The organism is Ornithinicoccus halotolerans, assembly GCF_009602535.1.
In the GTDB taxonomy this organism is placed as follows: domain Bacteria; phylum Actinomycetota; class Actinomycetes; order Actinomycetales; family Dermatophilaceae; genus Ornithinicoccus; species Ornithinicoccus halotolerans.
This window is the reverse complement of the sequence record NZ_WIQI01000075.1, coordinates 1-14,079: the sequence shown is the minus strand read 5'-3', so window position 1 is coordinate 14,079 and position 14,079 is coordinate 1. Positions and strand designations below refer to the sequence as shown.

Here is a 14,079-nt window from a genome sequence, read left to right as displayed (position 1 = left end):
CCACCACCCGCCGCAGCGCCACGTCGGTCAGCGACAGGTAGTCGCGCACCCGCGGGTCCTCCGGCGACTCCACCACGAGGACGCCCTCCGGCAGCCGGTCCGGGAGCGGCTCCGGCGCGGGCTCTCGCGGGCTCACGTCAGCAGCACCCCGATGGCGACGACGCCGATGACGACGATGACCGAGCGCAGCAGCCACGCCGGCATCGCCCGGCCGATGCGGGCGCCGACGAAGCCACCGGTCACCGACCCGAGCGCGATGAGGGCCGCGACCGGCCAGTTGATCTGCGCCGGGTCCACGATGAGGAAGGTGACCGCCGCGACCAGGTTCACGACCATGCCCAGCACGTTCTTGATCCCGTTGATGGCCTGCAGCTGCAGCGGCAGCAGCACGCTCATCAGGCCGATGAGCAGCACCCCCTGGGCCGCGCCGAAGTAGCCGCCGTACATGCCGGCCAGCACGATGCCGATCAGCAGCGCCACCCACCGCCCGGTGGTGAGCCGGTCGGGATGCTGGTGGGCCGCCCAGCGGCTCAGCCGCGGCCCGGTGACGACGAGCACGAGGGCCAGCCCGATCAGCACCGGCACGATCGTCTCGAACGCCTCCTCCGGCAGCACCAGCAGCAGCACCGCGCCCAGCACGGAGCCGGCGAAGGACGCGGGGACGAGCCGGCCCACGACACGCCGCAGCCCCACCATCTCGTGCCGGTAGCCCCAGGCACCGCTGACGCCGCCGGCCACCAGGCCGAGGCTGTTGGACACGTTCGCCGACACCGGGGCGTACCCGAAGAACAGCAGCGTCGGGAAGGTCACGAGGGTCCCGGACCCCACGATGGTATTGATGGTGCCGGCGGCCAGCCCGGCCAGGACGATGCAGACGGCCTCGAGCAGGCTCACTCCCCCACCTGCGCGGCGCGGGCGCTCCAGCGCGGGCCGTGCCGCTCCACCACCAGCGGGATCCCGAAGGTCGCCGACAGGTTCTCGGCGGTGAGCGTCAGCTCCAGCGGTCCCGCCGCGACGACCCGGCCCTCGCGCAGCATCAGGATGTCGGTGAAGCCCGGGGGGATCTCTTCGACATGGTGGGTGACCAGCACCATCGCCGGGGCGGCCAGGTCCTCGGCCAGCAGCTGCAGCCGGCCGACCAGGTCCTCCCGGCCACGCAGGTCCAGCCCGGCGGCAGGCTCGTCCAGCAGCATCAGCTCGGGGTCGGTCATCAGCGCCCGGGCGATCTGCACCCGCTTGCGCTCGCCCTCGCTGAGGGTGCCGTAGCGGCGCTCGGCTAGGTGGCCCACCGCCATGGCGTCGAGCAGCTCGTCGGCCCGGCCGAGGTCGACCGGGTCGTACTCCTCCCGCCACCGACCGGTGACCGCCCAGGACGCGGTCACGACGACGTCGCGGACCTGCTCCTCGGGCGGGATGCGGTCGGCCAGCGCAGCGCTGGAGACCCCGATGCGAGGGCGCAGCTCGAAGACGTCCACGGCGCCGAGCACCTCGCCCAGGACACCGGCCACGCCGGTGGTGGGGTGCATCCGGGCGGCGGCCAGCTGCAGCAGCGTGGTCTTGCCGGCCCCGTTGGGGCCGATGACCACCCAGCGCTCCCCCTCCTCGACCGACCAGGTGATCTCGCTCAGCAGCGCGCTGCCCGCGCGAGTCACCCCCACCCCGGCGAACTCCAGGACATCGCTCATGGCGGGCAAGACTAGTTCGTGGCGGGGCCGGCCACGGCTCCGGGTGGCGGTGTGCTCGCACCTTCGGTGCCGGCGCCTATCCTGCCGGGGTGTCCGTCCTGCCGGCCAGCGTCCGCGTCGCCCTCTGGGCCACCGCGGCGCTGCGCGACGGCTCCGACCTGGCCGAGGTCGCCGAGCGGGCGCTGCCGGACCTGGACCACTGCACCGGGCTGCTGGAGCGGCTGCAGCTGTGGCGCTCGCTGGGTGAGCAGGTGGTCCTCGCCGCGCTGGTGCGCCCGGGTGACCTGACCGCGATGCCCCACGGCCCGCAGCAGCTGGTCGCGGCCGCGACCGAGGCCGAGGAGCTGGTCTACGTGCCCGGCACCGGCGGCGCGCTGGTGCCGTGGATCGGGCCCTACGGCCCGGAGGTCGACCGGGGCTGGCGGGTGCACTGGGAGGCCTTCGACGCCGACCCGGTGCCGGTGCACCGGCTGGAGCAGCTCGACCTGGGTGACGTGGAGCTGCGGCTCCGCACCGAGCTGGCGGCGCTCACCGACGGCCTGGGGGACCTGCGCGGGGTCTTCGCGACCGTCCCGGGCCTGGAGCAGCAGGCCCGCCAGCAGCTGGCCGCCGGGTGGGGGCTGCCGCGAGGGCTGCCACGCCGGGCGGTGCGCACCCTGGACCTGGCGGCTACCGCCGGCATGCTGGCACGGGCCGCCCAGGACGAGCGGCTGCAGACCGTGGACGCGAGCACCTACAGCCGGCGTGAGGTGCTGCTCACCCGGCTCCGGGCGCGGGCGGACGAGGCGCTGGGGCTGGCCACCAACGTCGCCGTCATGCACCTGGCCGGCTGGCGCTGAGCACCTGCTCGTACACGGCCACGGTGCGCTCGGCCACCGCGGTCCAGGAGAAGTGCTCGATGGCCCGGCGGCGGCCCGCCTCCCCCATTGCCCGGGCCCGCTGCGGGTCGGCCAGGGCGTCGCGGAGCGCGGCCGCGAAGTCGGCGACGAACCGGTCCTCGTCCACCGGGGTGCCGGTGCCGTCGGCGACCTGCTCGACGGGCACCAGCCAGCCGGTCTCCCCCGGCACCACGACCTCGGGGATGCCGCCGGTCGCGGTCGCCACGACCGGCAGCCCGCAGGCCATCGCCTCCAGGTTGACGATGCCCAGCGGCTCGTAGACCGACGGGCACACGAACACCGACGCCGCCGACAGCACCGCCACCACCTCAGCGCGCGGCAGCATCCGGTCCACCCACAGCACCGCGTCCTCGGCGCGCCGTTCCTCCCGCAGCCGGGCCACCAACCCCTCCACCTCGGCGGCGATCTGTGGCGTGTCCGGGGCGCCGGCCAGCAGCACCACCTGCACGCCGTCGGGCAGCTCCCGCAGCGCGCGCAGGAGGTAGGGCAGTCCCTTCTGCCGGGTGATCCGGCCCAGGAACACCACGCTGGGCCGGTCCGGGTCCATGCCGAGCCCCCGTGCCACGGCCCGCGCCTGCTCGCTGACGTCCGGCTGCCACAGCGAGGCGTCGATGCCGTTGTGCACCACGTGGACCCGGTCGGGGTCCACCTGGGGGTAGCTGGCCAGCACGTCCTGGCGCATCCCCTCCGAGACGGCGATGACGGCCGCGGCGCCCTCGTAGGCGACCTGCTCGGCCATGCTGGAGACCCGGTAGCCGCCGCCGAGCTGCTCGGCCTTCCACGGCCGGAGCGGCTCCAGCGAGTGCGCGGTGACCACGTGCGGGATACCGGCCAGCAGGCTCCCGAGGTGGCCGGCCAGGTTGGCGTACCAGGTGTGGGAGTGCACCAGCCGCGCACCGGAGGACGCGACGTCGTGGGCCATGGTCAGGTCCACCCCGAGCGTGCGTAGCGCGGCGTTGGCGTCGGCGAGAGCCTCCGGCGTGGGGTAGCCATAGGTGTCCTCCTCGGTGCGGGGCTGGCCGAAGGCCCGCACCCGCACCCGCAGGCCTGGCCGTTCCCGCAGCGCGCGGGCCAGCTCGGCGACGTGCACCCCGGCGCCGCCGTACACGTTCGGCGGGTACTCGCGGGTGAGGATGTCCACGGCCAGGGGCGTCTCGGTGTCCACGCCGGTCACGCTACCGCTCGCGTCCGCCGACGGCCTGCCTCTAGGTTTGGGCCATGGCGCGCTACCCAGGCCGGACCAAGGTGCTCGCGATCGTGCTCGCGGGGGGTGAGGGCAAGCGGCTGATGCCACTCACCGCCGATCGGGCCAAGCCGGCGGTGCCGTTCGGTGGGATGTACCGGCTCATCGACTTCGCGCTGTCCAACATCGTCAACTCCGGCTACCTGAAGATCGTGGTCCTCACCCAGTACAAGTCCCACTCCCTGGACGCCCACGTCACCAAGACCTGGCGGATGTCGACGCTGCTGGGCAACTACGTCGCCCCGGTGCCGGCCCAGCAGCGCCGCGGCAAGCAGTGGTACCAGGGCAGCGCCGACGCGATCTACCAGAGCCTGAACCTGCTGCACGACGAGCGGCCCGACATCGTGGTGGTGGTCGGGGCCGACCACGTCTACCGGATGGACTTCTCGCAGATGGTGGCCCAGCACGAGCAGACCGGCGCCGGGGTCACCGTGGCCGCGATCCGGCAGCCGCGCTCGCTGGCCGACCAGTTCGGCGTCATCGACGTCGACCCGGCCGACCCGCGCCGCATCCACGAGTTCCTGGAGAAGCCGACCGATCCCCCCGGGCTGCCGGACAGCCCGGAGGAGGTGCTCGCCTCGATGGGCAACTACGTCTTCGACGCCGACGTGCTCGAGCGCGCCGTGACCGCCGACGCCGCCCGGGACGGCTCCAAGCACGACATGGGCGGCGACATCGTGCCCGCCTTCGTCGAGGCCGGCGACGCCTGGGTCTACGACTTCAAGGACAACGACATCCCCGGGGCGACCGACCGGGACCGGGCGTACTGGCGGGACGTCGGGACGCTGGACTCCTACTACGACGCCCACATGGACCTGGTCTCGATCCACCCGGTGTTCAACCTGTACAACGAGGCCTGGCCGATCTACACCGACCCGGGCTCGCACCCGCCGGCCAAGTTCGTGCACGGGTCCAAGGACCGGATCGGCACCGCGGTCAACTCCGCCGTGTCCAACGGCGTGGTCGTCAGCGGGGCGAGCGTGACCGGCTCGGTGCTGTCTCCCGGCGTCCGGGTGCACAGCTTCAGCTCGATCACCGACTCGGTCCTGATGGACGGGGTGGACGTGGGCCGCGGCTGCCAGGTGCACCGGGCCATCGTCGACAAGAACGTCGTGGTGCCGCCGGGCACCAACCTCGGGGTGGACCACGAGCAGGACCGCGCCCGGGGGCTGACGGTGACCGACTCCGGGCTGGTCGTGGTCGGCAAGGGCACCGTCCTGCCGGGGTGACGGCGGGGCGGGAGACCGCCCCCGCGGTGGCTCAGAAGCCGATCGCGTGGAACCCGCCGTCCACGTGCACGATCTCGCCGGTGGTGGCGGGGAACCAGTCCGAGAGCATCGCGACGCAGGCCTGCGCGGCCGGCACCGGGTTCTTCACGTCCCACCCCAGCGGCGCCCGCTCCCCCCAGCGCTCGAACTGCTCGAACATCGGGATCGACTTGGCCGCCGTCGTGGCCAGCGGCCCGGCGGAGACCAGGTTGCAGCGGATGCCCTTCGGCCCCAGGTCCCGGGCGAGGTAGCGGCTGGTGGACTCGAACGCGGCCTTGGCCACCCCCATCCAGTCGTAGACCGGCCAGGCCACGCTGGCGTCCAGCGTCAGGCCGACCACGCTGCCGCCCTCCCGCATCAGCGGCAGCGCGGCCACGGTGAGCGCCTTCAGCGAGTAGGCCGAGACGTGCAGCGCCGTCGCGGCGTCCTCCCACGAGGCGTTGAGGAAGTCGAAGGCGCCCTTGGGGGCGTAGCCGATGGAGTGCACCACCCCGTCCAGGCCGTCCACCTGCGCCCCGACCCGCTCGGCCAGGGTGTCCAGGTGCTCCTGGTTGGTGACGTCGAGCTCCACCACGTCGGCCGGCTGCGGGAGCCGGCGCGCGATCGCCTGGGTGATCCGCAGCGTGCGCCCGAAGGAGGTGAGCACCACCTGGGCGCCGTTCTCCTGGGCCAGCCGGGCCACGTGGAAGGCGATCGAGGAGTCCATCAGGACACCGGTGACGAGGAGCTTCTTGCCGTCGAGGAGCATGGCGGACACAGTAGCGGCCGGGGCGGCCTCGCTCAGTGACCCATGCCGAGGCCGCCGTCGACCGGGATGACCGCCCCGGAGACGTACCCGGCGTCGGGCCCGGCCAGCCACCGGACCACGCCGGCGACCTCCTCGGGGGCGGCGAACCGGCCGGCCGGGATGGCCTGCAGGTAGGCCTGCTTGCGGTCCTTCGGCAGCGCCGCGGTCATCTCCGTGTCGATGTAGCCCGGCGCGACCACGTTCGCGGTGATGCCCCGCCCGCCCAGCTCGCGGGTGATGGAGCGCGCCAGCCCCACCAGCCCAGCCTTCGAGGAGGCGTAGTTGGCCTGGCCGGGCGAGCCGTACAGCCCGACCACGGAGGAGACCAGGACGATCCGGCCGCGCCGGGCGCGGATCATGCCCTTGACCGCCCGGCGGGCGCACCGGAAGGCGCCGGTGAGGTTGGTCCCCAGGACCGCCTCGAAGTCCTCGTCACTCATCCGCATCAGCAGCCCGTCCTTGGTGACGCCGGCGTTGGCGACCAGGACCTCCACCGGCCGGCCCAGCAGCTGCTCGGCCTCGTCGAACGCGGCGTCCACGCTGGCGGCGTCGGTGACGTCGGCGCGCACCCCGCGCAGCCCCTCCGGCGGCTCCCCCGAGCGGTACGTGATGAGCACGTCGTCGCCGGCCTCGGCGAAGCCGCGGGCGATGGCCAGCCCGATCCCCCGGTTGCCCCCGGTGACCAGGACGGCCCGGGGCTGCTCGGTGCGCTGCGTTGTGTCGGTCACGGCGCCACCGTAGTCGTATCGTGGAGAGGTGCGCATCCACATCCCGGCCCACCGTCCGGGGCGCCGCCGACCGGACACCGTGCACGCGGTGACCACCGCGCGGCCCTCCCGGCAGCAGGACCGGCGCCGACGCACCCGCCACTACCTGTGGGCGATGGGGTTCCGCACCGTGGCGTTCCCGCTGGCGGTCTGGGCGCTGGTCAGCGGCTGGCAGGTGGTCGGCTGGATCCTCGCCGGCGCGGCCGTCGTGCTGCCCTCCATCGCGGTGATGATCGCCAACGCCGTCGACGTGCGCACCAGCACGCAGGGGGTCCACGGGCCCGGGTCCCGGCTGCCGGCCCGCCGTGACCCCGCCCGGGACGACCGCGACCAGCGCGGCCCCGGCCACGACGATCCCGGTCCCTCGCCCCGGTGACCCCGCTCGTCTGCAGCGCGCGGGCCTGCCGCGCGCCCGCCGAGTGGGCCGTGGTGTGGAACAACCCGAAGGTGCACCACGCGGGCCGGCGCAAGGTGTGGCTGGCCTGCGCCGAGCACCAGGAGCAGCTGACCACGTTCGTGCAGGTCCGGGGGTTCCTGCTCGAGGTGAAGCCCGTCTCCGCGCTCACCCCTGAGGAGGGGTGAGGCGGCGGTGTCGCTGCTGTCCACGCTCGGCACCCGCCGCTGGCTCACCGCCACCGCGCTCGCCGTTGCGTTCGCGGTCGCCGCCGGCTTCCTCGGCGCGTGGCAGTGGTCCCGGCACGAGGACAAGGTCGCCGCGCGGGACCGTGTCGAGGCCCACTACACCGCCGAACCCCGCCCGCTGGCCCAGGTGGTGACCGGGACCGACGGGCGGGTCAGCGCGGACCAGGAGTGGCTGCGGGTCGAGGCGGAGGGCCGCTACCTGACCGAGGAGCAGTTGCTCGTCCGCAACCGGCCCCACCACGGCGTCTACGGGTACGAGGTGCTGGTCCCGCTGCGCCTCACCGGTCCTGACGGCGGCACCGGGTCCCCGCTCACCGTCCTGGTGGACCGGGGCTGGGTCCGCAACGCCGCGGACGCCACCACCCTGCCCGAGGTGCCGCCCGCCCCGGAGGGGCCGGTGACCGTCCGGGGGTGGCTACGGCCCGGCGAGCAGGACCTGGGCCGGCAGCTGCCGGCCGGGCAGCTCGCCTCGGTCAACCCGGCGGCCGCCGAGGCAGCCACCGGTCTGTCGCTGCTGGACGGCTACCTCGTGCTGGAGGCCGAACAGCCCCAGCAGGGCGGCGGTGCCGGTGCGGAGGCAGCGCCTGCCCGCCCGGAGCCGCTGCAGCCACCGCGCACCGAGCTGGGCACCCACCTGGCCTACGCGATCCAGTGGTGGCTGACCGCGCCGGTGGGGCTGGTCCTGGTCGGGGTGCTGGCCCGCCGGGAGCACCGGGAGGCCACCGGGGCCGCCAGCAGCCAGCCGCGGCCCCGCAGGCGGCGGCGGATCTGGGACGACGAGGACGAGTAGCGACCCGGGCGCGGCAGCGGCATCGCCCCTGCCAGGATGGGGGCATGGATCTTGGACTCGCTGGCAACGTCTACCTGCTCACCGGCGCCTCGCGCGGGCTGGGGCTGGCCACCGCCCGGCACCTGGTCGCCGACGGGGCCCACGTCGTGCTCGCCGCCCGTGACGAGGCGACGGTGACCCGTGCTGCCGAGGAGCTGACCGCGGCGGGGCCCGGCCGGGCGCATCCGGTCGCGGCCGACCTGGGCGCCGAGGAGACCCCGCAGCGCCTGGTCGCCGCCGCCCGCGAGGAGTTCGGCCGGCTGGACGGCGCGGTGCTCAGCGTCGGCGGGCCGCCCGGCGGCGCGCTGCGCGACACCACGGACGAGCAGTGGCGGCAGGCCTTCGAGACGGTCCACCTCGGCCCGTTGCGGCTGGCCCGCGCCGTGCTGGACGGTGCCCAGCCCGGCTCTCCGGTGGCGGTCACCGTGGTGCTGTCCACGTCGGTGCGCGCACCGCTCCCGAACCTGGCGATCTCCAACGGGCTGCGTCCGGGGCTGGCGATGGCCGCCAAGACGCTGGCGGACGAGTACGGCCCCGAGGGACACCGGGTGAACCTGATCCTGCCCGGCCGCATCAGCACCGACCGGGTCCGCGAGATCGATGCCGCCACCGGCGACGCCGACGCCGCGCGGGCCCGCTCCGAGGCGGGGATCCCGCTGCGCCGCTACGGCGAGCCGGAGGAGTTCGGCGCGGTCGCGGCCTTCATCACCTCGCCGCGGGCCTCCTACATGAGCGGGGCGGTCACCACCGTCGACGGCGGGCTCACCCGCGCGCTGTGACCCGCTCGGCCTCCGGGCGGAACTGCGTCTCGTACAACGTCCGGTAGAGGCCGTCGCGGGCGAGCAGCTCCTCGTGGCTGCCCTGCTGGACTACCCGGCCGCGATCGAGCACCACGATCCGGTCGGCGTGGCGCACGGTGGACAGCCGGTGGGCGATCACCAGCGCCGTGCGGTCCTTGAGCGCCCGGTCCAGGGCCTCCTGCACGGCCGCCTCGGACTCGCTGTCCAGGTGGGCGGTGGCCTCGTCTAGCACCACCAGGCGTGGCGACTTCAGCAGCAGCCGGGCGATCGCCAGCCGCTGCTTCTCCCCGCCGGAGAGCCGGTGGCCGCGGTCGCCGACCACGGTGTCCAGGCCGTCCGGCAGGTCGGCCACCAGGTCGGCGATGCGGGCGTCCGTCAGCGCCTGCCACATCGCCGGCTCGTCCGCGTCGGGGCGGGCGTAGGCGAGGTTGGCGCGGATGCTGTCGTTGAACAGGTGCGCCTCCTGGGTGACCACCCCGACGGCGTCACGCACCGAGGACAGCCGTGCCTGCCGCAGGTCCACGCCCCCGACGCGCACCGTGCCCTGGGTCGGGTCGTACAGCCGGGCGACCAGGCCGGTCAGCGTGGTCTTGCCGGCCCCGCTGGGACCGACCAGGGCGACCAGCTGGCCGGGCTCCACGGTGAGGTCGACGCCGTGCAGCACCGGCACCCCGTCGCGCTCCTCGGCGAACGGACGCTGCTCCAGCGAGGCGACCGAGACCTCCTCGGCGGAGGGGTAGGCGAAGCTGACGCCGTCCAGCTCGACCCCCAGCGGCCGTGCCGGCAGGTCCACGGGGTCCTCGGCCTCGGTCACCAGCGGCGGAAGGTCGAGCACCTCGAAGATGCGCTCGAACGACACCAGCGCGGTCATCACGTCCACGCGGGCGTTGGACAGCGCCGTCAGCGGCCCGTAGAGGCGGCCCAGCAGCATGGCCATCGCCACCAGCGCGCCGACGGACAGCTGCCCGGCGACCGCCATCAGCCCGCCCAGCCCGTAGACCAGCGCGGTCGCCAGCGCGGCGACCAGTCCCAGACCGGCCATGAACACCACCCGGTTGACGGCGATCGCCACGCCCGAGTCGCGCACCCCTCGCGCCCGCTCGGCGTACTCGGCGTCCTCCTGCTCGGGGCGGCCGAACAGCCGCACCAGCAGCGCCCCGCCGACGTTGAACCGCTCGGTCATCCGGCTGGCGAGGTCGGCGTTCAGCCCCATCTGCCGGCGGGTGAGCGCGGAGAGCCGGTCGCCCATCAGCCTCGCCGGGAGCAGGAAGAGCGGGAGCAGCAGCAACGCCAGCAGGGTGATCTGCCAGCTGCGGGTCAGCAGCGCCCCGATGATCAGCGCGGCGGCGAACACGTTGCTGACCAGGCCGGCCAGGATCGAGGTGAACGCCTGCTGGGCGCCGATGACGTCGGTGTTGAGCCGGTTGACCAGCGACCCGGTCTGCGCCCGGGTGAAGAAGGCGATCGGCTGCCGGAGCACGTGCGTGAAGACCTCGCGGCGCAGCTCCAGGATGAGCCCCTCGCCGATCCGGGCGGAGAACCACCGGTTCACCACGGTGAGCACCGCCTCCACCACCGCCAGCGCCGCGACCAGGGAGCCGAACAGGATGACCACCTGCCGGTTCCCGGGCGTCACGCCGTCGTCGATGATGCGCTGCAGCAGCAGCGGCGTGGCGATCACCAGGCCCGCGCCCAGCAGCGTCAGCGCCAGGAAGATCGCGATCTCGGTGCGGAACGGCCGCCCGTAGAACAGCACCCGGCGCACCGTCTCCCGTTGCACCTTGTGCCGGACGACCTCGGGGTCGTGCGTGAAGTGCCGGTACATCCCGCCCGGCATCCCCTGTCGCATGAGCAGCTCCTGTCCGAGGAGACGGCCCCGTCCTCCGCCGGCGCCGGCCTCGCCGTGTCCAACCCCGCCCCGCGGGGGGCTATTCCGTCGCTGCAGGTCAGGCGAGGCTGATCAGGTCGCCGTAGTCGGCGCCCCACAGGTCCTCGACCCCGTCGGGCAGCAGCAGCACCCGCTCCGGGTCGAGGGCCGCGACGGCACCCTCGTCGTGGCTGACCAGCACCACCGCGCCTTCGTAGGAGCGCAGCGCCGCCAGCACCTCCTCGCGGCTGGCCGGGTCCAGGTTGTTGGTCGGCTCATCCAGCAGCAGCACGTTCGCGGCCGAGACCACCAGCATGGCCAGCGCCAGCCGGGTCTTCTCGCCGCCGGAGAGCACCCCGGCCGGCTTGTCCACGTCGTCGCCGGTGAACAGGAACGACCCCAGCACCTTGCGGGTCTCGGTGTCGTCCAGCCCCGGGGCGGCCGAGCGCATGTTCTCCAGCACGGTCCGGTCCACGTCGAGGGTCTCGTGCTCCTGGGCGTAGTAGCCCAGCCGCAGCCCGTGCCCGGGCACCACCTGGCCGGTGTCGGGCTCGTCGAGGCCGGCCAGGATCCGCAGCAGCGTGGTCTTGCCGGCGCCGTTGAGGCCGAGCACGACCACCCGCGAGCCGCGGTCGACGGCCAGGTCGACGTCGGTGAAGACCTCCAGCGACCCGTAGGAGCGCGACAGCCCCTCGGCGGTCAGCGGGGTCCGGCCGCAGGGCGCCGGGCTCGGGAACCGCAGCCGGGCCACCTTGTCCGGGGCCCGCTCGGCCTCCAGACCGGCCAGCATCCGCTCGGCGCGGCGGGCCATGTTCTGCGCGGCGACCGCCTTGGTGGCCTTGGCCCGCATCTTGTCGGCCTGGGCCAGCAGCGCGGAGGCCTTCTTCTCGACGTTGACCCGCTCCCGGCGGCGGCGCCGCTCGTCGGCCTCGCGCTGGGCCAGGTAGGCCCGCCAGCCCATGTTGTAGACGTCCAGCTCGGCACGGGCCGCGTCCAGGTGGAACACCCGGTTCACGACGGTCTCGACCAGGTCGACGTCGTGGGAGATGACCAGCAGCCCGCCCGGGTAGGAGCGCAGGTAGTCCCGCAACCAGGCCACCGAGTCGGCGTCCAGGTGGTTGGTGGGCTCGTCCAGCAGCAGCGTCTCGGCACCGGAGAACAGGATCCGGGCCAGCTCCACGCGGCGGCGCTGGCCGCCGGACAGGGTGTGCAGCGGCTGGCCCAGGATCCGCTCCTGCAGCCCGAGGCTGGAGGCGATGGCGGCGGCCTCGGACTCGGCCGCGTAGCCGCCGCGGGCGTCGAACTCCGCCTGCAGCCGGTCATAGCGGCCCATCGCCCGGGCCCGGCGGGTCTCGTCCTCCCCGGCCATGGCCTCCTCGGCGGCGCGCAGCTGCTGCAGGGCGGTGTCCAGCCCGCGGGCGGACAGCACCCGGTCCCGGGCCAGCACGCCTAGGTCGCCGGTGCGGGGGTCCTGCGGCAGGTAGCCGACCGCACCGGAGCGGGTGACGGTCCCGGCCGCCGGCTGCGCCTCCCCGGCCAGCACCTTGGTGAGGGTGGTCTTGCCGGCTCCGTTGCGGCCGACCAGGCCGACCCGGTCTCCGGGTGAGACCCGCAGCGAGACGTCCTCCATCAGCAGCCGGGCGCCAGCACGCAGCTCCACTCCCGAGGCGACGATCACGGGCAGGGCTCCTGTCGGACGGCGGGCGGGAGGGCGACTGGCTACTCTACGGCAAGGTCCGCGCACCCTCGAACCGTTTCCCGCACCGCCCGGAGCAGCCATGACCTTCAAGGACAGCGCCCGACTGGACACCAGCCAGGTCGGCGGCGGTCGCCGGGGCCGGGGCGGTGGCGGGCTGGCGGCCGGTGGCGGGCTGGGCGGCTTGCTGCTCCTGGTGCTGTACCTGTTCTTCGGCGGCGACCTCGGCGGGGGCGGCAGCCAGGGTGGCGGGGCCGGCGGGGGCACCACGCCGTGGACCTTCGACACCGGCCGGGTGCAGCAGGAGGGAGCGCAGGGCGACTTCTCCCACTGCCGGACGGGCGCCGACGCCAACGAGCACCTGGACTGCCGGGTCGTCGGCACGGTCAACAGCGTGCAGCGGTTCTGGGGTGGCACACAGGGCTACGAGCCGGCCCGCACCATCATCTTCACCGACGTGGTCAGCACCGGCTGCGGCACCGCGGACCGCCGCGTCGGGCCGTTCTACTGCCCGCTGGACTCCCAGGTCTACCTCGACGTCAGCTTCTTCGAGCAGCTCGAGGCGATGGGCGGGGACGGCGGCGCGCTGTCGCAGATGTACGTCGTCGCCCACGAGTACGGCCACCACGTGCAGAACCTCGCCGGGGTGCTGTCCCGCTCCCAGCAGGACCCCCGGGGGCCGGAGTCCGGCGCGGTCCGGGTCGAGCTGCAGGCCGACTGCTACGCCGGGGTGTGGGTCGCCCACGCCGACGGCACCCGCACCGGGAGCACCGCCGAGGCGATGCTGCAGCCGATCACCCGGGACCAGCTGGAGTCGGCGCTGTCGGCGGCCGAGGCGGTGGGTGACGACCGGATCCAGGAGCGCGCCCAGGGCCGGGTCCGGCCGGAGAACTGGACCCACGGCTCCTCCGCGCAGCGGCGGCAGTGGTTCCTCACCGGCTACGAGTCGGGGGACCCGAGCGCCTGCGACACCTTCGCCGCCGACGACCTCGGCCGCTGACGTCCGCGGGGCACCGGGCACGGTGCGCGGGCTGCGCTGCGCGGTCCGCTAGCTGCCGGTGCCGCGGTCCCCGTCGGGCTCGGAGACCTCGACCCGCAGCGCGCGCCCGCGCCGCACCGCCTGCTGCAGTACCGTCAGCCGCGGGTCCGGCAGGTCGTAGCAGCCCCGCCGGGGCAGCGCGGCCAGCCGGCTGAGCCTGGGGTCCTCCAGCACGGCGGCGGCAAGGCGGCGGTCTCCGCCGAGCACCAGCGCGTCAGCAGGGACGCCGGCCCGCAGCACCCGGGCCGCCTGGTCGGCGACCTTCGCCACCAGGGCGTCGGCCTGGTGGCCACGCCGCCGGGCGTACCGCTGCTGGCTCCAGCCGCCCTTGCTGGTGCGGCCCTGCACGTAGCGGGTACCGCAGTGGTGGTCGACCAGCTGGTCCCCGTCGGCCCGGCCGACGGCGTAGCCGCCGCGACGCACCAGTAGCAGCGCCAGCCGTGGCGGTGGGGCCGCCCACGCGGCGAGGACCTCCTCCAGCCGGCCGAACTTCGGCTCGGTCATCCCGGCCGGTGACAACAAGTTCGCCTCGCTGAACACCGCGGTGTGGAGCGGTG

At 74.3% G+C, this 14,079-nt stretch carries 15 protein-coding genes; 7 read left to right on the top strand and 8 right to left on the bottom strand.

Features of this window, described 5'->3' with window-relative positions; all coding sequences use genetic code 11:
- Positions 1-132: 132 nt before the first annotated feature.
- Positions 133-894, bottom strand: a complete 762-nt coding sequence (locus GFJ45_RS11925; RefSeq protein WP_153397492.1) for a sulfite exporter TauE/SafE family protein — start codon at positions 892-894, stop codon at positions 133-135.
- Positions 891-1,685 (bottom strand): ABC transporter ATP-binding protein, encoded by a 795-nt coding sequence (locus GFJ45_RS11920; RefSeq protein ID WP_153397490.1) that lies wholly within the window; start codon positions 1,683-1,685, stop codon positions 891-893. The genes GFJ45_RS11925 and GFJ45_RS11920 overlap by 4 nt, the downstream gene beginning before the upstream one ends.
- Before the next feature lie 89 nt (positions 1,686-1,774).
- On the opposite strand from GFJ45_RS11920, the gene GFJ45_RS11915 reads away from it, so the two are divergent.
- Positions 1,775-2,524, top strand: a complete 750-nt coding sequence (locus GFJ45_RS11915; protein ID WP_153397488.1) for a hypothetical protein — start codon at positions 1,775-1,777, stop codon at positions 2,522-2,524.
- On the opposite strand, the gene glgA is transcribed toward GFJ45_RS11915, so the two are convergent.
- Positions 2,499-3,731 (bottom strand): glycogen synthase, encoded by a 1,233-nt coding sequence (gene glgA, locus GFJ45_RS11910; protein WP_153397496.1) that lies wholly within the window; start codon positions 3,729-3,731, stop codon positions 2,499-2,501. The two genes, GFJ45_RS11915 and glgA, sit on opposite strands and share 26 nt — an antisense overlap.
- 71 nt (positions 3,732-3,802) lie before the next feature.
- On the opposite strand from glgA, the gene glgC reads away from it, so the two are divergent.
- A complete protein-coding gene (gene glgC / locus GFJ45_RS11905) occupies positions 3,803-5,056 on the top strand; it encodes a glucose-1-phosphate adenylyltransferase (protein ID WP_153397486.1) in 1,254 nt (417 codons plus the stop codon).
- 31 nt (positions 5,057-5,087) lie between these two features.
- On the opposite strand, the gene fabI is transcribed toward glgC, so the two are convergent.
- Positions 5,088-5,843 (bottom strand): enoyl-ACP reductase FabI, encoded by a 756-nt coding sequence (gene fabI, locus GFJ45_RS11900; RefSeq protein WP_153397484.1) that lies wholly within the window; start codon positions 5,841-5,843, stop codon positions 5,088-5,090.
- 32 nt (positions 5,844-5,875) lie between these two features.
- On the bottom strand, positions 5,876-6,646 hold the full coding sequence (locus tag GFJ45_RS11895) for a beta-ketoacyl-ACP reductase (RefSeq protein ID WP_153397482.1): 771 nt from the start codon (positions 6,644-6,646) through the stop codon (positions 5,876-5,878).
- Here GFJ45_RS11895 and GFJ45_RS11890 point away from each other — a divergent pair.
- The 4 genes from GFJ45_RS11890 to GFJ45_RS11875 are packed head-to-tail and all read left to right on the top strand — an operon-like array spanning position 6,639 to position 8,899.
- Positions 6,639-7,025, top strand: a complete 387-nt coding sequence (locus GFJ45_RS11890) for a DUF3099 domain-containing protein (protein WP_153397480.1) — start codon at positions 6,639-6,641, stop codon at positions 7,023-7,025. The two genes, GFJ45_RS11895 and GFJ45_RS11890, sit on opposite strands and share 8 nt — an antisense overlap.
- Positions 7,022-7,231, top strand: a complete 210-nt coding sequence (locus GFJ45_RS11885; RefSeq protein ID WP_153397478.1) for a hypothetical protein — start codon at positions 7,022-7,024, stop codon at positions 7,229-7,231. The genes GFJ45_RS11890 and GFJ45_RS11885 overlap by 4 nt, the downstream gene beginning before the upstream one ends.
- A gap of 7 nt (positions 7,232-7,238) precedes the next feature.
- Entirely contained in the window at positions 7,239-8,081 is an 843-nt protein-coding gene (locus GFJ45_RS11880; protein WP_228386929.1) for an SURF1 family cytochrome oxidase biogenesis protein, read from the top strand.
- 44 nt (positions 8,082-8,125) lie between these two features.
- Positions 8,126-8,899 carry an SDR family oxidoreductase gene (locus GFJ45_RS11875; protein WP_153397476.1) on the top strand — a complete coding sequence of 258 codons (774 nt, stop codon included), beginning with the start codon at positions 8,126-8,128 and terminating at the stop codon, positions 8,897-8,899.
- Here GFJ45_RS11875 and GFJ45_RS11870 read toward each other — a convergent pair.
- The gene (locus GFJ45_RS11870) at positions 8,883-10,769 is read right to left on the bottom strand and encodes an ABC transporter ATP-binding protein (protein ID WP_153397474.1); all 1,887 of its coding nucleotides are present in this window, start codon (positions 10,767-10,769) and stop codon (positions 8,883-8,885) included. The genes GFJ45_RS11875 and GFJ45_RS11870 overlap by 17 nt on opposite strands.
- Before the next feature lie 97 nt (positions 10,770-10,866).
- Positions 10,867-12,465: an ABC-F family ATP-binding cassette domain-containing protein gene (locus tag GFJ45_RS11865; RefSeq protein WP_153397472.1), complete on the bottom strand. Its 1,599-nt coding sequence runs from the start codon at positions 12,463-12,465 to the stop codon at positions 10,867-10,869.
- Positions 12,466-12,565: 100 nt separating this feature from the next.
- Between GFJ45_RS11865 and ypfJ the strand changes: the two genes are divergently transcribed.
- Positions 12,566-13,483 carry a KPN_02809 family neutral zinc metallopeptidase gene (ypfJ, locus tag GFJ45_RS11860; protein ID WP_153397470.1) on the top strand — a complete coding sequence of 306 codons (918 nt, stop codon included), beginning with the start codon at positions 12,566-12,568 and terminating at the stop codon, positions 13,481-13,483.
- Between the two features lie 48 nt (positions 13,484-13,531).
- On the opposite strand, the gene GFJ45_RS11855 is transcribed toward ypfJ, so the two are convergent.
- On the bottom strand, positions 13,532-14,026 hold the full coding sequence (locus tag GFJ45_RS11855) for an acVLRF1 family peptidyl-tRNA hydrolase (protein WP_153397468.1): 495 nt from the start codon (positions 14,024-14,026) through the stop codon (positions 13,532-13,534).
- Positions 14,027-14,079 lie beyond the last annotated feature (53 nt).